Annotated in this window: 15 protein-coding genes and 2 pseudogenes; 12 read left to right on the top strand and 5 right to left on the bottom strand. The window is 50.9% G+C overall.

Translation table 11 applies throughout. From position 1 onward, the window contains the following. Window positions 1-2: 2 nt before the first annotated feature. Window positions 3-275, bottom strand: coding sequence for a hypothetical protein (locus ACKPCT_RS00630; protein ID WP_319566887.1), 273 nt, complete (start codon window positions 273-275; stop codon window positions 3-5). 278 nt (window positions 276-553) lie between these two features. Beyond that, window positions 554-1105 (bottom strand): recombinase family protein, encoded by a 552-nt coding sequence (locus ACKPCT_RS00625; protein ID WP_319566886.1) that lies wholly within the window; start codon window positions 1103-1105, stop codon window positions 554-556. Between the two features lie 182 nt (window positions 1106-1287). Here ACKPCT_RS00625 and ACKPCT_RS00620 point away from each other — a divergent pair. The 7 genes and pseudogenes from ACKPCT_RS00620 (at window position 1288) to ACKPCT_RS00590 (ending at window position 11745) form a co-directional block, all read left to right on the top strand. After that, window positions 1288-2844: pseudogene (locus ACKPCT_RS00620) on the top strand (ISL3 family transposase). A gap of 707 nt (window positions 2845-3551) precedes the next feature. Continuing rightward, window positions 3552-5672 carry a beta-galactosidase gene (locus ACKPCT_RS00615; RefSeq protein WP_319566885.1) on the top strand — a complete coding sequence of 707 codons (2121 nt, stop codon included), beginning with the start codon at window positions 3552-3554 and terminating at the stop codon, window positions 5670-5672. Between the two features lie 18 nt (window positions 5673-5690). Then, window positions 5691-6503 (top strand): hypothetical protein, encoded by an 813-nt coding sequence (locus tag ACKPCT_RS00610; RefSeq protein ID WP_319566884.1) that lies wholly within the window; start codon window positions 5691-5693, stop codon window positions 6501-6503. 98 nt (window positions 6504-6601) lie between these two features. Continuing rightward, on the top strand, window positions 6602-7729 hold the full coding sequence (locus ACKPCT_RS00605) for a substrate-binding domain-containing protein (protein ID WP_407652400.1): 1128 nt from the start codon (window positions 6602-6604) through the stop codon (window positions 7727-7729). Window positions 7730-7895: 166 nt separating this feature from the next. After that, entirely contained in the window at window positions 7896-9503 is a 1608-nt protein-coding gene (locus tag ACKPCT_RS00600) for a sugar ABC transporter ATP-binding protein (protein WP_319566883.1), read from the top strand. Further along, complete coding sequence (locus tag ACKPCT_RS00595) at window positions 9496-10470, top strand: ABC transporter permease (protein WP_319566882.1); 975 nt, start codon at window positions 9496-9498, stop codon at window positions 10468-10470. Before ACKPCT_RS00600 ends, ACKPCT_RS00595 begins: the two co-directional genes overlap by 8 nt. Before the next feature lie 243 nt (window positions 10471-10713). Further along, window positions 10714-11745, top strand: coding sequence for a LacI family DNA-binding transcriptional regulator (locus ACKPCT_RS00590; protein WP_319566881.1), 1032 nt, complete (start codon window positions 10714-10716; stop codon window positions 11743-11745). Window positions 11746-11973: 228 nt separating this feature from the next. On the opposite strand, the gene ACKPCT_RS00585 is transcribed toward ACKPCT_RS00590, so the two are convergent. Then, window positions 11974-12726 (bottom strand): IS6 family transposase, encoded by a 753-nt coding sequence (locus ACKPCT_RS00585; protein ID WP_319566880.1) that lies wholly within the window; start codon window positions 12724-12726, stop codon window positions 11974-11976. 411 nt (window positions 12727-13137) lie between these two features. Between ACKPCT_RS00585 and ACKPCT_RS00580 the strand changes: the two genes are divergently transcribed. Together ACKPCT_RS00580 and ACKPCT_RS00575 are read left to right on the top strand one after the other, a co-directional pair. Beyond that, the gene (locus ACKPCT_RS00580) at window positions 13138-14109 is read left to right on the top strand and encodes a hydroxyacid dehydrogenase (RefSeq protein ID WP_319566879.1); all 972 of its coding nucleotides are present in this window, start codon (window positions 13138-13140) and stop codon (window positions 14107-14109) included. 163 nt (window positions 14110-14272) lie between these two features. Further along, window positions 14273-14821: pseudogene (locus ACKPCT_RS00575) on the top strand (IS6 family transposase); the annotation flags it as partial. Between the two features lie 61 nt (window positions 14822-14882). On the opposite strand, the gene ACKPCT_RS00570 reads toward ACKPCT_RS00575, so the two are convergent. Continuing rightward, window positions 14883-16175 carry a GGDEF domain-containing protein gene (locus ACKPCT_RS00570; protein ID WP_175528236.1) on the bottom strand — a complete coding sequence of 431 codons (1293 nt, stop codon included), beginning with the start codon at window positions 16173-16175 and terminating at the stop codon, window positions 14883-14885. A gap of 1220 nt (window positions 16176-17395) precedes the next feature. Continuing rightward, complete coding sequence (locus tag ACKPCT_RS00565) at window positions 17396-17605, bottom strand: hypothetical protein (RefSeq protein ID WP_319566878.1); 210 nt, start codon at window positions 17603-17605, stop codon at window positions 17396-17398. Window positions 17606-17754: 149 nt separating this feature from the next. Between ACKPCT_RS00565 and ACKPCT_RS00560 the strand changes: the two genes are divergently transcribed. The 3 genes from ACKPCT_RS00560 to ACKPCT_RS00550 all read left to right on the top strand — a co-directional run bounded on the left by ACKPCT_RS00560 (window position 17755) and on the right by ACKPCT_RS00550 (window position 20473). Beyond that, entirely contained in the window at window positions 17755-18111 is a 357-nt protein-coding gene (locus tag ACKPCT_RS00560) for a hypothetical protein (RefSeq protein WP_319566877.1), read from the top strand. A 31-nt stretch (window positions 18112-18142) separates the two neighbouring features. Continuing rightward, window positions 18143-20032 (top strand): ParB/RepB/Spo0J family partition protein, encoded by a 1890-nt coding sequence (locus tag ACKPCT_RS00555; protein ID WP_319567037.1) that lies wholly within the window; start codon window positions 18143-18145, stop codon window positions 20030-20032. A gap of 159 nt (window positions 20033-20191) precedes the next feature. Next, complete coding sequence (locus ACKPCT_RS00550) at window positions 20192-20473, top strand: type II toxin-antitoxin system RelE/ParE family toxin (protein ID WP_319567036.1); 282 nt, start codon at window positions 20192-20194, stop codon at window positions 20471-20473. Window positions 20474-20478 lie beyond the last annotated feature (5 nt).

Raw genomic sequence — 20478 nt, 5'->3', positions numbered from 1 at the left:
CCTTACTTGTGAGATTTCTTCGGAGAAAAGCTGTTTGTACGGTAGGCGGTGATCAATTGGTCGCCTACGGTCACCACCGTGATGCCACCCTTTTTCTCAGCATGCTCCAATTGCTTCACCTGCCGTTTGAGCTCGATAATCCTGTCCCTGCAGGCAGACCTGCTGAGGACCTGCTTGTCACCCTTGCACTCGCCATAATCCATAGCCAGGTGGATCATGTCCTTGTTGATGCCTCTCTGGTTCATTCTGATTTCAATATGTGTTGTGTGGTTCATGTTCCTCTCCCCTTGTTGAGATATTTATGACATGCCTTATAAAAATAATCAAGCTTTATTTTTTGAATAACATTTATTTTTACAAGAAAATCTGACTATATATTTATTTAATCAAACTACGTCATCTAACCACAAAAAATCCCGCTCTAGAAAGCAGGGTGACAAGTCGTTCCAGAAAATGCAGCCAAGCATCTCATGCATTAATGGGGTCGATTCCGGCTAAGTGCAGAAAACCCCTTTAAGGATTTTGACCTTTTCTTAATGTCGAAATATGGCGCTCAGGCGCTCTTCTTGCTGAGATACCGGTAAATTGTAGCCTTCGAGAGGCCATATTGGACCATGAGTTCCTTAATGAGGACGCCTTGTTCACGTTTTTCCCGTAGCGCATTGATTTGGTCATTTGAAAGCGCCTGCCGTTTTCCGAACTTTACGCCTCTATCCTTAGCCTTCTTGATCCCGTCCATTTGACGCTCGGCGCGGATCTCTGTCTCAAACTGTCCGATAGCCCCGAGCATATTGAACAAGAGGCGCCCAGTCGCGTCAGACGTGTCGATATTCTGATCCAGAACAACAAGGTCGACCCCTTTGTTGCGAAGAATTTCTGCGATCTGACACAAGTGCAAAGTGGAGCGGGCAAGCCGATCAATCCTAGTGACAATCAGCTGATCGCCTTCACGGACATATTCCATGCACTGCTTGAGCATCGGACGGGCATCGGTGGTGCCGCTGCGCTTTTCCTCGAACAGCTTATCGCAAACGCCCAGCTTCTCTCGTTGAATGTCGAGAGATTGTCCGACGGAACTGACGCGTGCATATCCAACTCTGGCCATGATGTCTCGAATGATTTAAAAGGTCATGCGACAACTATATTGAGACATTAAAAAAGACACGGCAAGTGCACAGTCTCAATATCTACACTTTTTGTGACATCATATACCATGAAAGAGAGGCTCTGACTCATATTTGCTGAAATTATTGGGCATGGTTTTGCTGGTTCATTGGAGGATCAGCTATGCTTCATCGATTTCAGCGTGCGAGCTTTGCGCCGGATGGCTTTTCAGTAGGTTCCGTGCAGATCGCAAACGGGAGAGTACAAATTCGGTTGCGTCCGCGTTCAATAGCGGGGCTTTGCCCGGATTGTGGACGACCAAGCCGACGTGTTCAAAGCCGATATCTGAGGAGGCCAGCGGACCTACCGCTGGGCGGTCGGCGTGTAGAGCTTATTATTGAGGCACGTCGTTTCTGGTGTGATACCGTTCTGTGTGGGCGGCGTATCTTCTGCGAACGGTTCGATGATGGTGTCCTAGCTAGCTATGGTCGACGAACCCAAAGGCTGGAAACAATCGTGCACCATCTTGGCTTGGCGCTTGGAGGCAGACCTGCAGCAGCCTTTTCTGAACGCCTGATGATACCCGTTAGCAACGATACACTCCTGCGAGTGGTGCGTAGACGGAGCGCGGAGCGAACCGATGAGCTTTCTGTCATTGGAATTGACGACTTTGCCTTTAGACGCGGCCAAACCTATGGAACAATCATTTGCGATCTTGAGAGACGCCAACCAGTTACTTTATTGCCTAATCGCACGCTGCACACATCTCAGACATGGCTTGCTGGTCATCCTTCTATCTCGATTGTCGCTCGTGACAGAGGTGGTGGATATGGTGAGGCCATAGCGAAAGCTTTGCCAGATGCCGATCAGGTGGCTGATCGCTGGCATCTCATGGAGAATTCGAGCCGCGCGTTTCTCGATGCGATTGGCAAGTCCATGCGCCAAATCAGACAGGCAGTCGGTAGCAAGGTCGTTGATCCCAAGCTTTTGACTTATGCGGAAAAATTGCAATATGAGGGGTATCTGCGCCGGCAGGAGACGAATGAGGCAATCTGGGAGCTCAAGAAGAAGGGAACGTCCATTCGGCAGATTGTCCGGCAAACTGGTCACAGTCGCAAGCTTGTTCGTGATGTCTTGCGTGGCCAGCGTCTTGATGTGTTTCGGACAAAGACAAGCATAATGGATAGCTGGCTACCCTGGCTCAACAGCCGCTGGGACGAAGGGGCACGAAACGCCTCGGCACTTTGGCGCGAGATGAAAGCAAAAGGCTTTCCAGGGCAACGCGGTATCGTCTCATAATGGGCGCAACGCCGGCGTTTAGCAGAGAAAGCTGGTCAGAGTGGGATCGCGCGAACGCCATCTGCAAGGGTGATCGCTCGACTGATGACAGCTGCGCGCGATGACCTGGCAAAATCCGAAGCGATCCTGGTGGCTGCGATTGAAGTGAATGTTCCGGAATTAGTCATCACTCGCAAGGTTATTGGCGATTTCCAATCGATGATCCGTTCAAAGTCAGCGCTAAATCTCGATAGCTGGCTGGAAACAGCGAAGAACAGCCTGGTTAGCTCTTTTGCCGGCGGCGTTGAAAAGGATGTAGATGCAGTCCGAAACGCCATCATCTCTCCATGGTCAAATGGGCAAACCGAAGGGCAAATCACACGTCTGAAGCTCATCAAGCGCCAAATGTACGGACGCGCAAAGCTCGATCTGCTGCAAGCGCGGCTGATCGGTGCGACGTAGGCCCCAACTTCAGCAAATGTGCGTCAGAGCCAGTTCTCAGTGACATTCAACATGCTTCAATCTTGAATTCTTCGGTGAAATGGGAATTGGGCATCGTAGTCTCCTTGCCTCATTTTTAGGGGACAAGGTGTCTACAATTCTAGGGGCAATTCACTTATCGCCCCTATCCACTCAAATTCACTGGCTTCATGCAAGACACTCGACGGGTGCCAATGGGGTGCGGCTTGTTCCCCCCCCTGCCCTTACCGGACCGCCCATACATGAGGTCAATGAGGGGGAGCGAGAGGTGAGGCGGCTGACAGAGGTTATTGACGGAGTGATGGAAAAATTGACGTATTTCATTTGATTTCCAAATAAAAACAACTCAAATCATTGCGATTAAACCATCAATTTTCTAGTAAAAAAGTCTCAGAACGGTGGAATTTAGAGGATAGACATCACTATTATCCACATGTACATCATTTTCTTCACAATTCTCAATTGCAGGAATAATTTTGCATAACTCATGCAAAATCAGCCCATTGAGAGGTTTATAAGAATAATTCTAATTACTTGCTCGATGGAAAATTCAAACATTTGAGTTTTTTTGAGGTGATTTGACCATTTTTTCCATCCGTCGCTAGTGTCTTGCACGCAAATTGAAGGCTTTTTGACACGCAGATCGCTGATGACTGCGCAGGAGAGCCGTAACCTAAAGGGAGTACGAGGTGTCTAAAACCGCGAGAGGAAACGCCTATCCTTCTATCACGCTGGAGGACAAGAAGTTTGTGATAGATGGAACTGCAACAACCGTTTACTCCGGCGCTGTTCACTATTGGCGTCTTGATAGAGATAAATGGGAAGACATAATCAACAAGGTCAAGTCTCTAGGCTTTAATACGATTTCCATCTACATGCCTTGGGAGGCACATGAGATTGAACGGGGGCAGTTCGATTTTGGTCAGGTTGACCCTCGCACCGATCTGGATGCTTTCCTGACCCTGATCGACAAGGCCGGGCTGAAAACGATCGCACGACCCGGACCGCAGATCAACTCGGAAATGACGTGGTTCGGCTATCCACGCCGCATTTTGGATGATCCCGACCTTCAAGCCCTCAATGCGCAGGGAGGCAAGGCGGTTCTGACCCAGGTTCCGCGCCCGATTCCAGCCGTCAGCTACGCGGTGGACAAGTTCTTTGAGGAAACCGCGCTCTGGTTCGATGCGATCATGCCAATTCTGGTCAAGCACCAATATCCCAAAGGTGGGCTTGTTGCGACACAGGTTGACAATGAAATGGCCTATTTCTTCCATATCAACCCCTATGCCTGTGATTTTCATCCAGCGTCGATTGCTCGCTTCCGTAACTTCCTTGAAGAGAAATATGAAACGACCGAAGCGGTTAGCAAAGCCTATGGCAAAAGCATCAAGAGCTTTGCAGATTTGGACGCTCCCCGCCGTTTTGAAGGAAAAAGCCAGCGGGATTTGCCTCGCCATGTCGACTGGATCGAATATCGCGAGAAATATCTCGTTGATTGCTTGTCCCGACTAGCGGGCATGATGAAAGAGCGTGGTCTTGACCAAACACCGCTATTTCATAACTATCCGCATCCTCTTGGGCCTGGCGGGGCTGCCAGCGGGATTACCGCTCCTTACAACCTGACGGAACTTGAGAAGCATCTCGACTTTGTTGGTTTCGATATTTATTCGCGTAAAGAGCTCTATAGCCACGTGCGGACAGTCGTTTCCTATGTGGTTGGGACGAGCCGTTTCCCATACATCCCCGAATTCATTGCCGGTGTTTGGCCTTGGTATCTCAATCCGGGCGATCAGAATGATGAGGGGTTCGTAACCAAGGCCGCATTGATGCACGGAATCAAGGGCTTCAGTCGCTATATGCTGGTAGAGCGCGACAAGTGGATGGGGTCGCCAATTCGAAGAGACGGACGCATCCGTAAAGAAAATGCCGTTGTTTTCGCAGAGACCAATGCGGTCGCAACCAAGTATGATTTCAAAGATTTCCATCGTCAGGCAGATATTCTGTTGATGGCTAACCGGGATTATGACCGTCTTGAAGCGGCTTCTGAATTGCTCTCGTTCCCGGGTGATTTTCTGGAATCCCAGATCAGCATGTCGGAATATCCCAATGCTATGACTGTCTCGGAGCGAACATTTGGTTTCGACGAGCCAATCCAGCTTTCCAAAACCAACTGGTTCAACAGTTTCTCAAAAGTATTGAACGAGCAGGGTTACACCTATCTGCTTTCTGATACAGCGCTGGCTGAAGAACGCATGGCTGCTTACAAAACCATCTGCTTGTCCAGTTTCGAGTTTCTCTCTCCTGAAGTTCAGGCCAAGCTGCTTGCTTTTGTCGAAAAAGGTGGAACGGTTGTTCTGGGGCCGAAACTGCCTCATCTGGATACCCTGTTTGCGCCATGCGACTTGTTTAAGGCCAAGGTTCTGTCTGCTCCGGCCAAGAGTTTGGCAAAGGATGGCGCCGAGCTTGCAACTTCCTACAAGGTTGGCTCCGGACAAGTGATCTTGATATCCGATATGGAAAAGATTCCGTCGGCTCTGACTGTTGCCACGGATGACATCGGAGTTGTTCCTCTCGTCAAGAATGATAGCCGTCTGGACCTTGCGATCCATTGCAACCCGGCAAAAGATGATCAGCTGCTGGTCTATGTGGCTAACCCGACCAGTGAACCAATCGAGGCAACTGTTGGCATTGGCAAACCGGTAAAATCTGTCAAGGAGATCTGGTCTGACAAAGCTGTCAGCAGTGATGCGCAGAGCTGGAGCGATAGCTTTGCACCCTACACCATCAAGACATATGCCGTAGGTCTGTGAGACAGGAGGAAACGGAAAATGCTGCAAGCATACGTGGAAATGATCGACATTGAGGTTTCCCACTGGAGAAATCTGCAGGCCTTGATGCTCGATTCAGCCAAGGGCAAAAACAAGATCATCATCTTGCATGACAAGGGAGAGATCGAAAAGTTTGCGCACAGTGACGGGAGAGCTATTAATCGTCCCATCACCAAAATCAGCAATGCACAACAGGATGCAAAGACGGTTTATGAAGCCAACAAGGATAGCGTCGAGTTTGTCATGATACTCGAACGCAGTGCATCAGATGAGTATTTCAAACGCATTCAAGATGCCTGGACTGTCAACGACGACATCGACGAATATGTCAATCGTGCCTTTCGCCTGATGGGAGAGTTTGGGGAAGACATTGTCACCTATCCTAGTCCCGCCAACGAACAGCTTGGTCTGCAATGGAGATTGGGTGCATCCTATGATGCGATCAAGGCATCAGTTGAACGTTTTGTTCCCGCAGAAAGCACAGTGGTTATTGGCATTTGTGAAGAAGAAAGCCTTTGGGCCAGCCTCATCCTCAGCTTCGACAAGGATAAACGTATCAGCATAATCACCTCTGTCGACCTGATGGATCGGGAATTTGGTGGCAGCAAGGAGCAGATAGCCAAAGACATGCTCGAATGGGCTGGGAAAAAATACCCACCCATTTCTCTTGGCCTGTTCACGGATCTTTCAAGCGCCCGAACCTTCTTGAAATCCAAAGACAAGGTACCGGCACTGCTTGACCTGCTGCATCAGGGCAAGGTGATCATTAATCCAGCCACGTCGGAATTGTCCCGTCTGACCTCAGGCGCCTGAGTGTCACGAATGGAGGAAACAATAATCCTCCCCTCGTTCTTTGGGGAGGATTTCTACCAAATAAAGAAAATTAATGAGACTAAGCAGGAGGACTTACAATGTCTCGTTTTCATAAATTGACAGGATTTGTAGCAGCAATTGGTATGGTTGCTGCTATGGGTGTTGGAGCTGCCATGGCAGCTGACCCGGATGCATTGCTCAATGAGCTCAAAACCAAAGTGTATAGTCTTGGGCCAAATGGCGAGCAGCCATCACCAGCAGCCAACGTGGTGCTTAGCGATGAAGAACTTGCCCAAATCAAGGATATGAAGGCAACCGCAGCGATTGTTCTTCACTATGCGGGTAACGACTGGTCTCAGGCTCAGGTCAACGGCCTCAAGGCTCAATTTGAGAAAATGGGCATTGAAGTGCTGGCGGTTACGGATGCTGGCTTCAAACCTGAAAAGCAGGTGGCTGATATTGAGACGATTCTGGCTAAAAAACCTGATATCATTGTCTCTATCCCAACCGATCCTGTCGCTACGGCTGGCGCTTATAAAAAAGCAGCAGAACAGGGCGTAAAGCTTGTATTCATGGACAACGTTCCAAATGGGATGGAAGCTGGCAAGGACTATGTCAGCGTTGTATCTGCTGACAACTATGGGAACGGAGTTGCTTCTGCTCTTCTGATGGCAAAAGCCCTGAACGGAAAAGGCAATATCGGTGCGATCTATTATGCTGTCGATTTCTTCGTAACCCAGCAGCGTTATGATGGCTTTAAAGATACCATTAACAAGTATTTCCCGGATATCAAGATTATTGCAGAGCAGGGGATCAGCGGCTCCAACCTTGCAGGCAGTGCAGAACGGATGGCAAGCGCCATGCTAACCGCTAACCGTAAAAATATTAACGGATTGTGGGCTGTCTGGGATGTTCCCGCAGAAGGCGTTGTCGCGGCAGCTCGCTCTACCGGAGTTAAGGATCTCGTCCTGACAACATGCGATCTGGGCGCCAATGTTGCAATTAATATGGCTCAGAAATCCTATGTGCATGGTTTGGGATCTCAGAGACCATATGATCAGGGTGTCACCGAGGCCAAACTGGCTGGCTATGGTCTTTTGGGCAAAAAAGCTCCGGATTATGTTGCTCTTCCGTCTCTGGCTGTAACCTATGACAACCTGCCTGAAGCTTGGCAGGAAGTATACCATCAGGATCTTCCAAAAGACGTCAAGGACAGCATGCGCTGATTTTCTCCCCCGACATGCTCTTTCCGAAAGGCTCTAGTGCTTATCGGAAAGAGCCCTTTTCATATTCAAAGATAGAGGACTAGCAATTGCGCTTTGTACTGGTGTTCGATGACCCGCTCCATCGAAGACTTGGGTGCAATTCGAGAAAATTGGAGGAGACCGGGTGATGGTGCAAGCCAATAGATCCGAGGAAAACAGCGCCTCTGTGGCTGGTGATGCTTGGAAGGCAGATCCCCCAGCGATCAAGATGTCTAAAATTACCAAATCTTTTGGAGGTGTTCTGGCTCTTGAAAATGTCGATCTTGAGGTTCGGCACGGTCAGATCCATGCCCTTTTGGGAGGAAACGGTGCTGGAAAATCAACGCTCTTGAAGATTTTGCGTGGCATATACAGCCCCGATAATGGCTCAATCGAAGTGAACGGTCAGCCGATGCTCGAGCATTCTTCGGAAGCATCCCGCCGTGCCGGGATTGCCATGATTTTTCAGGAAATGAGCCTCATTCCGAGCCTATCGGCGGCGCAAAATATCTTTTTGAATAGGGAGCCTAAGGATAAATTCGGGTTGATCGACGATAGTTTCTGTCTTGAAGAGGCAAAAAGGCTATTCGAAGAATTCAATGTCGATATCGAACCGGGGAAACTTGTTTCCCGACTGGGCACAGGCCAGTGCCAGCTTATCGAAATCATAAAGGCATTGTCCCAACGCAGTGATATCCTCATCCTTGATGAGCCAACTACTGCGTTGAGTGACGCTGAAGTTGATCTTCTCTTTGAGATGCTCCGGCGGCTAAAGGCTTCTGGCGTTGCGATCGTTTATGTGTCTCACCGGATGGATGAGATTTTGCGCATTGCAGATCATGCAACGATCCTCAGAGATGGCCACCTTGTTCTCAGTGCTCCGATTGGAAATATGACAGTCGAGAGCATTGTGGGCCATGTCGTTGGAAAAGCAGGCACCAACTTATCCGCGCCGGATAAAGTCGACGAGGCGGCACTTGGTGAGGATATTCTCCAGCTGATCAACGCCTCTGGTGCGCACACGCCGTGTGAGGTCGATCTGACTGTTCGACGGGGTGAAGTTGTTGGTATTGCCGGGCTTTTGGGAAGCGGGAGAAGCTCTCTGGCTCGGATGCTTTACGGTGTCAATCCACTCCGATCCGGGGAAATCCGTATCAACGGCAATCCCGTTAAACTGAATAGTCCTGAACAAGCGCTCAAAAATGGTGTCGCGCTTATACCCGAAGACCGTTTACGTCAGGGACTAGTGGTTCAGCACAGCGTGTCGCGCAATATCTGTCTGTCCGTGCTTGACAGGATCAGCAACTGGGGCTGGGTGTCGAGTGAGAAGATGGCTAAGCTGGTCAATGATCAAATCGCTTTTCTCCATGTGAAGACAGACAGTCCTGAAACCAAGGCAAAGCAACTGTCTGGTGGCAACCAACAAAAGGTGGTTCTTGCCAAAGGGCTAGCCACTGAGCCCGAGATTTTGATTCTGGATGAACCAACTGCAGGGATCGATATTGGCAGCAAAACCGAAGTCGTGAATGTCATTCGGCAAATGGCTGCTCAGAACAAGGCCGTCATTCTGATTTCCTCTGAAATTGCCGAACTGATTGCCGGATCTGATCGCATCATTGTTATGGCGGATGGCCGGATCAAAAAAGAACTCGGTCATGATGATCTCTTCCCTCAAAACACCGATAAAACAGCGTCCTTTCAGGAAGCTCAACGTCGCTTGCAAGTCGCCATTCAAGAGGTAAATGCAAATGTCTAATGCCATTCTCACAAAATCACAGAACAGTGTCTCGCCTCTGGCGTTTATCCGGGATTCCTGGCGGCAAGCGGTTATCTATCTGGGGTTTGCAGTCCTTTTCATCATCTTTTCAATCACCTTGCGCGATCAAGGCTTTCTGGATCTGAACAATCTACTCAATATCGTGCGTCAAACAGCAATTATTGCAATTATGGCTATTGCCATGACATTCGTTCTGGCTGCTGGAGAAATTGACCTGTCGGTAGGGTCTTTGGCAGGGTTGTCCTCTGTTGTAACGGCCATGGTACTGCATGACTACGGATTGGTCGCTGGCGTTTTGGCTGGGCTCTGCATCGGTTGCCTTGTCGGCATCATTACAGGCTTTTTAACCACCAAAATTGGCATCCCTTCTTTTCTTGTAACTCTTGCGGCCATGGGTATCTGCACTGGCACGTCCATGTGGATCAGCCACACGGCGGCCATTCCCATTCTCAATCAAACCTACGCCTTCATATTTGGTGGCGGTGATATCGGGCCGCTGCCAATTTTGCTGTTTTGGATGGCAATCATCGGCATAGCAGGACATGTGGCGCTAAAACACAATACTTTCGGGCGCCGTGTTTTGGCTACCGGGGGCAACAAAACAGCAGCTCAATATAGCGGGATCAACACCAATGCTATCAAGGCACGGGTTATGCTCATGTCTTCGATGGCTGCAGGTTTGGCGGGTATGCTCTATGCAGGGCGCTTGCAGTCCGGTCGTTTCCAGTTTGGTGAAGGCGATGAAATGTCGGTTATTGCTGCGGCCGTTCTTGGCGGCACAGGGCTGGCGGGTGGCCACGGCACGGTCATTGGCTCCATCATCGGAGCGATCATGATCGGTATGATCAACAATGGTTTGACCTTGCATGGTCTGGAATACAGCCAACAACTTGTTGCACGCGGTGCGATTATTGTTCTGGCAGTTGCGCTCAGCAAAAAGAACTGACCGGGATTCACGGTCCCAAAGCATCGACCCCGTCCTGCGGGGTTGATGCGAAAATTTACACAAGAACCCGGGCTATGTGACGTACGATTCTGATCAAGTTCAATTGATGCTGCATGCAATTGGAATCCAAGCAGCGTCATTTTGCTCCAAGTCGGATGGTGGATTTTTGCATGAAAATGTGGGAATTCCGATCTGAAGACCTTAAAGGGCTGTTGCGATAGCTATGCCTGAGGAACACTCAAAGTGGTAAAAAAAGTTAACTTACGGGTCATTGCAGAAAAGGCTGGCGTTTCGCTGGCGACAGTTGATCGCGTTGTAAACAATCGCCCCAATGTCAGCGCCAATACGAAATGGCGCGTGCAAAAAGTCATCGAACAACTCGACTTCCATACAGGGCATTCTGCCGAAGAAGAAATTGTCGAGCGCGATTGCTACTTTCAGTTCATTGTTCCTCGCGGTCCAAAGAACACCTTCATGGTCAACATGAAAAAAGACATCGAGGAAATGACGCAGAAATTTGCGGCTCAGCGTGTTTTCCTCTCTTTCAGCGATTATACCGAGCTTGACGAGGTTGAGTTGACTCGAGCGCTTGCGCAAGTCGGTCCGGCCACATGCACGGGAGTTGCCGTCATCGCAATCGATTCCATTCATGTGCGCGAGGCAATTGATCGCCTTGTCCGCAAGGGGGTCATCGTGGCAACGCTTGTGTCCGATGTCACGCCCTCGCAACGGCATTTCTCCATTGGCCCGAACAACATCGCTACCGGACGCACGGCTGCCTCTCTCATTGGCAAATTCGCCGCAGGACGATCCGGGTCCGTTGCGGCCCTCATTGGCTCTCGCACGCTTTGCGATCAGGCCGACCGGCGGTTTGGCTTCGAGCAGGTTTTGACCCAGGAATATCCGTCGCTCAAAATCGTATCCGTACCGGAAGGACGAGACGACAGTGCCATCACCAAACAGGTCGTGCAGGATATTCTGTCTCAAAGTTCCGATCTCATTGGCATCTACAATATCGGAGCAGGAAACCGGGGCCTGATTGAGGCGCTGGAAGAACGAGGTCGGGAAAAGGACATTATCGTGGTTGCGCACGAGTTGACCAAGCACACGCGGAATGCGTTGATTTCAGGAACAATTGATGCCCTCATCAATCAGGATTCCAGAGCGGAAATTGAACTGGCAATCGCCTCGATGAAAGCCTATGCTACAGGCGATATCGGCTATGTACCGCCTTCGGTGCCTATCGATATCTATATGCGCTACAATCTTCCCTGATCTCCGTTCGTCAGCTAGGATTGACCAGTTGAGGATAATTGCCCGAGGTGCCACTACGCGAATCAGCAAAGTAGATCTGCCACGGTTTCGTTCCGCTCCAAGTGCTCATTTAGTCCGCTTTTCTCTCGAATACCAAGGGGCCAACTTGTCAATAATCATTCAAAGCTGACCCGGGGCGCGTCGCAAAGTTTTAAGCAGGCCCTGTTTGTGCTGTGATCAGCGTCATTTTCATGCTTCGTTAACTTTTTGAAGTCCGAAGAGGAGAGCAATGAGATCATTCTGTTCGCGAACGGTCCATGTCTCCGCGAAGTCGAAGCCCTTCTTAAGCCACAGCATGGCTTCGAAACCAGCGATGGTTCGTCTCGCAGTATGGAAGGATCGGAAACCACCAATCCTGGGCATATTTTTCTTTACCCTGAAATGATCACTCTCAATACGCTGCTGTAGATGCTTGGTAACATAATGGACAGGGTCCGGCCGCAGGTGGCCTTTGTCGACCGATTGTTTGATCGTTGACGGGAATGTGTTGGCACCGTCAGTGCCGATCTTGCCCGGCGACAGGAGCGGCTCATCCTTGAGCATTTTGTTGAAGAAACGCTTTGCTGCATCAAGATCTCTATTGGCGGTGAGCAGAAAATCCACGGGATTGCCGTGCTTATCTATGGCTCGGTACAGATATTTCCACTTCCCCCGCACCTTGATGTAAGTTTCATCCACCCGAATAGACCCGCAATGGGGTTTGCGAAACCGACGCAACCGTTTCTCGATCAAGGGAGCGTAGGTCAGAACCCATCGGTTGATTGTGCTATGGTCAACTTCAAAGCCGCGCTCAAGGAACATTTCTTCGAGATCCCGATAGCTCAACGGGTAACGCAGATACCAAGATACCGCCTGAATGATCAGCCACGCCTCAAATTGTCTGCCTTTGAAGTCATCTTTCGATTTTCGTTTCAGCTTTTCGGCAATGGCATTGAGAATCATACGACGCTCCTTCAATAAATCGGAGCACCTTCTCACCGCACAAATCTCAAATCCTGGTTAACGACAAAAGTTTGCGACAGGGCCGGAAATTTGCGGCATCTTCCCTCTGGCCAAAAGCCAGACCGCCTCGACCAAATTTGCTCTTAGCCGTCTGGGCTTCCTTGACAAGCGGGTCTGTCAGCCTACCGAGCCAACGACCCCGGATCAGGAAGCCGCGATCATTGCAGCGATCGAGGTTCTCGAAGAGAAAATCGCCGCGCTGGATTAAAACTGGCTTCCTGATGCCAGCCCCCCTTATTGGCTCCCCCCGAGGCGTGTTCGTTCCCTGGTCGCACCAAACAGAAATTGTGGCAATCAGGGAACGGCAGGCAGATGGCGCGGGAAACCAACCCTAGTTTTTAGGAGGCCAAATTGAATACTGTACTCTTGTCGCATCCTCTCTATCAGGATGGCATGGATGCCCTTCAGGGCAAGGCCGAAATCGTGGTCACACATAATGGCGACAGTGATGTGATCCTGCCTCAGCTTCAGCAGGCTGATGGCTTCATCCTGCGGATTGGTAAGATAGACCGCAAGGCAATCGAAGCCTGCCCGCGCCTGAAGGTGATTGCGCGGCCCGGAGTTGGGGTTGATAGCGTCGATGTTGAAGCCGCAACCGAAAATGGCATTCCCGTTGTTGTGGCCCCGGGAGCGAACTCCCGTTCGGTTGCCGAGCACGCCCTGGCGCTGTTGCTCTCAATCAGCAAGAACCTGCCGGAAAGTGATGCGGAAACACGCAAGGGCAATTTTGCCATCCGCGAAAAATACGCAACCACCGAACTCTCTGGTCTGACTGCGGGTGTTGTCGGGTTTGGCAATATCGCCCAGATCTTCGCCGGCTTCTGCGCCGCGTTGGGCATGGAGGTCATGATCTTCGACCCTTATGTGCCCGATGCGACCGTAAAGGCTGCAGGCTACCGCAAGGCCTCCAGTCTGGAAGAGCTGTTCAAGAGCGCTGATGTGATGTCACTCCATGTGCCTTCGACACCCGAAACCCGGAACATGATCAATGCCGAGACGCTCGCGATGATGAAGCCGACCGCTCTTCTGGTGAATACGGCGCGGGGTGATCTGATCGACGAGCAGGCTCTTTATGACGCGCTGGCTTCAAAGCAGATCAAGGCGGCCGGGGTGGATGTCCTGCATGCAGAACCAATGTCGGCTGGTCACCCGCTCTTTGCTCTTCCCAATTTCCTCGTTTCGCCGCATCTGGCGGCCCAGACCCCGCAAGCAACGGCCAAGGCCGTCGTCATGGCCGCTCAGGGAACCCTCGCCATCCTGAACGGAGAAAAATGGTCAAACGTGGTCAATCCAGACGCATTTGGCCATCCTAAATGGAAATAAGACGATTTTCGGCGTGTATTGTTCAGAGGACGTTCAAGGATATCGCTCAAATAACACACCCGATTGGAGGCTAGACAAGTCACAGCAAGGTTGTCTTTGGAGCTTTGCCTACCATGCAAGATAGTGCGGAGGGCAAGGCTGATGTTTTAAGCGGGAGCAGGGAATGCATACACACTTCAAGTGGCGCCATTTTCAGGGTGATGTGATCCTATGGGTAGTCCGGTGGTATTTCCGGTACGGTATAAGCTATCGGGATCTGGAGCAAATGATGACAGAGCGTGGCGTTCCCGTGGATCACTCAACGATCTATCGCTGGGTTCAGAAATATGCCCCAGAAATCGAACGGCGGCTGCGCTGGCAGTAGCATTCGCCTCGTTCTTCCAGCTGGCGGGTCGATGAAACATACATCAAGGTACGGGGCCTCCTCTCGGCGACCCGAAATACCAAGGCAGCGAAGCGGTTTCTGTCCAAGACGTTGAGGCGCGTCAAAAAGTGGCAGAAACCAGCCATCATCAACACGGACAGGGCTGCGCCTTATGGGGTCGCTCTCGCTGAGTTGAAGAAGGAAGGTAAGTGCTCGAAGGACACCGTCCACCGCCAGGTGAAATATCTCAACAATGTTGTCGAGGCAGATCATGGCAAGTTGAAGCAATTGATCAGGCCTGTTCGAGGGTTCAAAACGATGAAAACGGCGTATGCGACCATCGAAGGGGCCGACTTCACCGATCACTGCTGCTGCATTCTAGATTTTACACCCATAGGATCGCTGCGGTTTAGAACTTCGCCACAATGACCTTGTTTCTACCAGACGCCTTCGCCTGATAAAGGGCCTTGTCCGCCTGCCCTACAATGTCATTGAATGAAATCCCGCCCGCAAATTCGGCGGCTCCGATGCTCACCGTGATAGTCTCATATTCTCCGTTGGGCAGCAGGATATGGGTCTTCTCGACTTCACGGCGAATTCTTTCGGCCGCCTGAAGGATCTGATTCTGCCGAATATCTGAAAGAAGCAGAGCAAATTCCTCACCGCCATATCGGAAGACCTCATCGGTCTCTCTGGCGCCTGAGGCAATAACCTTGGCGACATGGCGCAAGGCATCATCGCCGGCCAAGTGGCCATGGCTGTCATTGAACCTCTTGAAATGATCAATATCGATCATCAGAAGAGCAGAAGAAGCTGTTTTCACATTGGTTGCGTCGATTTGCTCGGCTACTTTGAGATCAAACTCACGCCGGTTCTTCAAACCAGTCAAACCATCAAGACGCGCAGCTAATTGCAGTTTGGCTTCCTGAAGTACAATTTGCCTTGTCATCGTGTTGAAAGCTTTAGCAACCGATGCCAATTCAGGGGGGACCTGAATATCAATCTCCTGCTCTCTATCTCCGGAGGCCACTCTCATGGCCCCCTCCACGAGCTTGTCAGTGCTAATCATCAGCACACGGTCAATCGTATATATCGTAACAATGGCCAAACCGATTGCCAAAATAGCGGCCAACAGAGCAAGGATCTCAAACCTTTTAATTGCTTCCAGCGTGGTCCGATGCGCTTCTTCGCTTTCAGATCGGAGTTCTTCTGCAAGTTGCCCGAGTTGTTGGGCTGCTTTGGAAATCTCGCGCTCAAAGATTTGAAGATTGCTATCTGCCGTGGTTGGCGTGCCTTCTAGAACACCAGGCACCACCTTGAGCACCTGTTCCCAGTGCAGCTGCACACCATGAAGGATCTGTTCATAGCGGCTGTTGTCCGCAATCGCTAAGCTCATTTCCACCAGTTGTGCCTGTACAGCTTTGGCTGAGGCTTCGAAAGAAACTATATGGCCAGCGCCACCTTCTTGGGCATAGTCGTTGATCTCGTCTGAGATATCCCAGAAAATGTCTTGAATCCGCTCTAGTGGGAGCAACATCCTGTGGTGGGCATGAATAACAGTCTCAAATGTCTTCGATATTTCTTCGCGGTAAATCTTGTAACCATAAAATGCGGTGCTCGCGAACGGCAACAAAACCATACACATGCCCAGCACTAACCAGCTCCTAAGAGACAAACTGCGCACTTTCTCTGATACCTTCATGAGATTTCTTCCATATTCTATATAGTTATCTCTAGCGAGGCTCGTGCATGCCTTGCGAAGATCAAAGCACTTAATAAAAATCATTTTGATGGAGCCATATTAATATTTCTTCAAGTCATTGAGATTGGTGGAGACCCAATTCGATCAGTTTTTTGTATGCTTCCTGCTTCCAAACCAAGTTCGCAGGCAAATGGATGCAGGATTGTTTCTTGATCGGCTCCGAGTGTCTTTTTGATGAACAATTGAAGGTATGCTGCCCTCACCATTCTTCTTGCCGATCGGGGCAATAGAAAAGGGTAGTGGCTAAAGCCCCTACCCTTCCCATGCCGCCGCATTGTCCGACCTTGGCCCAGATCGGAATCATGAATTTCTCGCTTATCGACACCAGTCAATGTGACGCCCTCGATGCCAAACACGAGCAAGATCCTCTGATATTAGAGTAGCGCCAGCCGTTCTTCCGTCTCCAAGCCGAAACCGCACAAGCGGGCGATTAAAGGGACCGCGTTCGCCTGAATCTTCTATCGTCAGATTAGGATCTCGTAGGAGCTCTGCAAACCGGCGTGTAGCCTTCTCAGCAAGTTGGCGTTCATAAGGACATTTGGCTCTTTTACCAGATTCAGGCGTATCAACCCCATCAACATAAGGGGTGCCATCGCCAAGCATGCGCAGGTTTGTGCCATCACATTTGGCCGTATCACCATCAATGGCATAAAGGCTCGCACAAACAATAATCGCTGCTGTTAGCATGAGCGTTTGCCTTTCTGTTCGGACTTCAAGGTGCGTAGATTGGCCTGTCTCAGTTTCATGAGATCAAGCAAAAGTAGTCCCAAAATGCCTAAAGCCAGCTGGGCGCTTAGGTTCGCTAGTATTTCCATTGTTATATTTAGTCCTGGCAAACTGTCCATATGATCTACTCAGTGTCGTTTGAAACAGAGTCTAGACCCTTAGATTCGACCAAAGATAGGGGCTTTCTGCTCTGGTAGATCTCGAATAGTGGATAGATTGCGCTTCAGTTCAATCAGTCTTAAAATGGGTTTAAACAGCTGGAATCGTGAGATAATTAGTCTCAATCCAATGTGTGATCCTTGTGCCTACATTCGCCGTTTTTGAACGGCGTTCATTGCAAGTCGATTTTTCAATATCTCTGCCATCAAGAGCAATCGCAGGCACCATCGCCGGCAAGCGGCGACCGGGCTCTAGTCGCTTTGCTCCCCGAACCCCTACGGGTTTTGGCCATGCGGTGTCGATCCCTTGGTGATGTTTCCGCCGCCACGGCAGATGATGACACCCCCCTGTATCGGGCGCGTTCCCTTGGGGCCTATGGCCCGTTGGTAGGGCGCAATGCGCCCTTCTCTTCTCAGTTCTCTGGCTAGGGCCAGATCAGCGGCAAGGCTAAACAGCTGCGCTGCATCCGATCCCCCTTCCTCCATTCCCTGCGGTCATTGCGTGCAGGCGGTCCCCTCACTGACGTTCGGATCTGCTGGCCTTGCCCCTGCCCCGGCCTGTCGCACGACGAGAGAAAGTGAAAGGCGATCAAACGAGCCGCCTCCTTCAATCCAACCGCATAGGGGTATGCATCATGACTTTCATCCCAAAAACAAAAGGGTCGCTCGACCCCAAGGCTTTTGCCTCCGGTTTCAAACCGCTCTCGTTCGGCAACTTGATTGATCTGGTTCAGACCCTGCCCGACTTCAAGACGAAGAACGGCCAGTTCAATCCTAGCCATAAGAAAATCCAATATTGGACCATCCGTGGTTACGACATCTTCGAACTTGAGAATGGTGGAAGTCTGATCACCTACAAATTCGTTCCTCACGATGACGACGCAGACGACTTGATCGGCCTGTCCTTCGAAAGCGCCGAAAAGTTCCTAGCTCTCTTTCTTCAATCCGGCTGGCGCGACGCCGTATTCGCCGCCGCCAAAGACCTCGCCTAATCCAACAATCCAAACACATAGGGTATGCACCATGTCAAAAAAATCCGCTTCCAAACTTATTTCAAACTTCCCGCTTTCCAAGCTGGTTCTTTCTCCCATCAACCCACGTCAGGACGTGGACGCCGCTGAAATCGAAGCCCTTGCCCAATCCATCAAAGCCTGTGGCCTCCTACAGAACCTTGTCGGCATCGAGGAAGGCGATAAGGTTGGTATCGTGGCCGGTGGTCGCCGATTTCGTGCCCTCACCCACCTACTCGAACACAAAGACATTCTGGCAAGCTTCCTCGTGCCCGTCCGCATCGCTGACAATGAAGAGCAGGCCCTTGAATGGGCCAATACCGAGAACAACGCCCGAAAAGACCTCAACCCCGTTGAGGAAGTCAAAGCCTATGGCACAATGGCACTGAAAGGCTTTGCCCCTGAAAAGATCGCCATCGCGTTCGCCCAGACCGTGCGCCACGTCAAAGGCCGTTTGAAGCTGGCAAACCTTGCTCCTTGCATCCTTGAAGCCTTGGCAAAGGGCGAAATCACTCTCGATACAGCCGCCGCTTATACCGTCTGTGATGATCAGGAAAGACAGGCCGAGGTGTTTGAAAGCCTTAGCCGCTCATGGGGAGGCGATAACACCCGCACCATCAAGCGGCTCCTGATGGAAGAAGCCAACACGGCCACGGATCGCCGCGCCCGTCTTATCGGCCGAGAAGCCTATGAAGCCGCAGGCGGCAAGGTGCGCGAAGACCTATTCGGGGAAGAGGTCTATTTCCTCAACACCGATATTCTTGAACGCCTGACCCGCGAAGCACTTGAAGTCAAGCGCCAAGCCCTTCTGGCCGAAGGTTGGAAATGGGTGGAAGTCGGGGAGGATATGCTGTCCTATGATGAACGGTCCAAGTTCGACCGCTTGTACCCGACCGCCTTCCCTCTTTCTGACGAGAACCAACGCAGGTTTGATGCTCTGATGGAGCTTTACAACGAAAGCAAGGCAACCGAGCTGGAAGTCAAAGAATTGGAAGGACTGGAAGAGGTTCAAAAGTCTCAGTATCTCGCTGTCGATTTGGATTTCTCAGGTGTTTATCTCTGGCTTGATAACCAAGGCACGATCCGTGCTGAGGAAGGTTATGTACGGCCTGAAGATCGCGACGGAGCGGTCAAGGCTGGCCTTCTGGCAGAGCGTGAGCCTGTCACAGAGCCTACCGCAATCAAGGAAGAAAAGGCTGCTTATTCCCAAGCATTGCTAACCGATATGGCCGTGATCCGTACCGGTGCCTTACAAGCGGCCATTCTTGAAGACGACGCCCTTGCCAAGGACATTGCCATATTCGCTATGGTGACGAAGGCTTGGGAAAGTGCCCTGCCCTGTAATATTACCTCTGGTATCGCAAAGAACGAAGTCGAGGAACACGGACAGACCCTACCAGAAATTCTAACCATCGCTGATGACTGGAACCGCCCGAGTGCTGATGTCGTGGGTGAACGGTTCGCAGCCTTCCGCAAGAAGACCGATCAGGAAAAGACCGACATTCTAACCCTTGCGGTTGCCCGCTCATTGACCGCTAACATCCATGTCGGTCATCCCATCCCCTTTGTGGACCTGTTAGCTGACGCAGTGAAGCTTGATGTGCGCAACACATGGACGCCCAACAGCACCTTTTTTAAACGCCTCAAGGCCGACCAGCTTGACGAGATTAGGAGCTTCATTGATGGCAAGCCTGTTTCTGCGAACTTTGCCAACATGAAGAAGGGTGACAAGGTGGCGCGGCTCCATGCCCTGTTCAATAATGACGTTGACCGCAACGGCCTTTCACCAGAGGCAAAGGACCGCATTGCATCTTGGGTACCGGATTGCATGATCAACCATCCCTTGACACCAGAGCAGGCCACAAGCCAAGAAGAGGAAGCCGAGCAAGACCTCGCAGCCTAAACCAGCAGGCCCACCGCGACCGGACACAAAAGTCGGGCGCGGTGGGTTCCCTCTTGAAAAAGGTACGGCATTGCCGTATATTGTGATATGCATACAGTGATTTGGACCGATACCTTTAAAGCTCAAGCCCGCAAGTGTGGAATATCCGAGGATGAGCTGATGGAGATCGTTAGCTCGATTGCGGATGACCCTCTGGCTGGAGACCTTATGGCTGGCACTGGTGGAGCAAGAAAGCTCCGGCATGCTGGCAGAGGGAAAGGCAAGAGCGGAGGGTATCGAACGATCCACTATTACGGCGGTGGAGACATTCCTGTTTTTCTTCTTGCGATCTATGGCAAGGGTGAGAAGGCAAACTTGACCAAGGCAGAGAGAAACGGCCTGGCGAAGGTCTTGCCGCAGTTGGCCGAAATATACAGAAAAGGCAAGAGCACCTTGCACTGACGGAG

The sequence above is a fragment of the Cohaesibacter marisflavi genome, assembly GCF_963665895.2.
Lineage (GTDB): Bacteria > Pseudomonadota > Alphaproteobacteria > Rhizobiales > Cohaesibacteraceae > Cohaesibacter > Cohaesibacter marisflavi.
Note: the sequence above shows the minus strand (reverse complement) of the source record. Positions and strands in the feature narration are given on the sequence as shown.

Bases quoted from the DNA above. Each gene is read 5' to 3' on its own strand.
- ACKPCT_RS00555 (WP_319567037.1), top strand. From the start codon at position 18,143: ATGTCAAAAAAATCCGCTTCCAAACTTATTTCAAACTTCCCGCTTTCC.
- ACKPCT_RS00560 (WP_319566877.1), top strand. From the start codon at position 17,755: ATGACTTTCATCCCAAAAACAAAAGGGTCGCTCGACCCCAAGGCTTTT.
- ACKPCT_RS00595 (WP_319566882.1), top strand. From the start codon at position 9,496: ATGTCTAATGCCATTCTCACAAAATCACAGAACAGTGTCTCGCCTCTG.
- ACKPCT_RS00565 (WP_319566878.1), bottom strand. From the start codon at position 17,605: ATGGAGGAAGGGGGATCGGATGCAGCGCAGCTGTTTAGCCTTGCCGCT.
- ACKPCT_RS00625 (WP_319566886.1), bottom strand. From the start codon at position 1,105: ATGGCCAGAGTTGGATATGCACGCGTCAGTTCCGTCGGACAATCTCTC.
- ACKPCT_RS00630 (WP_319566887.1), bottom strand. From the start codon at position 275: ATGAACCACACAACACATATTGAAATCAGAATGAACCAGAGAGGCATC.
- ACKPCT_RS00550 (WP_319567036.1), top strand. From the start codon at position 20,192: ATGGAGATCGTTAGCTCGATTGCGGATGACCCTCTGGCTGGAGACCTT.
- ACKPCT_RS00585 (WP_319566880.1), bottom strand. From the start codon at position 12,726: ATGATTCTCAATGCCATTGCCGAAAAGCTGAAACGAAAATCGAAAGAT.
- ACKPCT_RS00600 (WP_319566883.1), top strand. From the start codon at position 7,896: ATGGTGCAAGCCAATAGATCCGAGGAAAACAGCGCCTCTGTGGCTGGT.
- ACKPCT_RS00570 (WP_175528236.1), bottom strand. From the start codon at position 16,175: ATGAAGGTATCAGAGAAAGTGCGCAGTTTGTCTCTTAGGAGCTGGTTA.
- ACKPCT_RS00605 (WP_407652400.1), top strand. From the start codon at position 6,602: ATGTCTCGTTTTCATAAATTGACAGGATTTGTAGCAGCAATTGGTATG.
- ACKPCT_RS00610 (WP_319566884.1), top strand. From the start codon at position 5,691: ATGCTGCAAGCATACGTGGAAATGATCGACATTGAGGTTTCCCACTGG.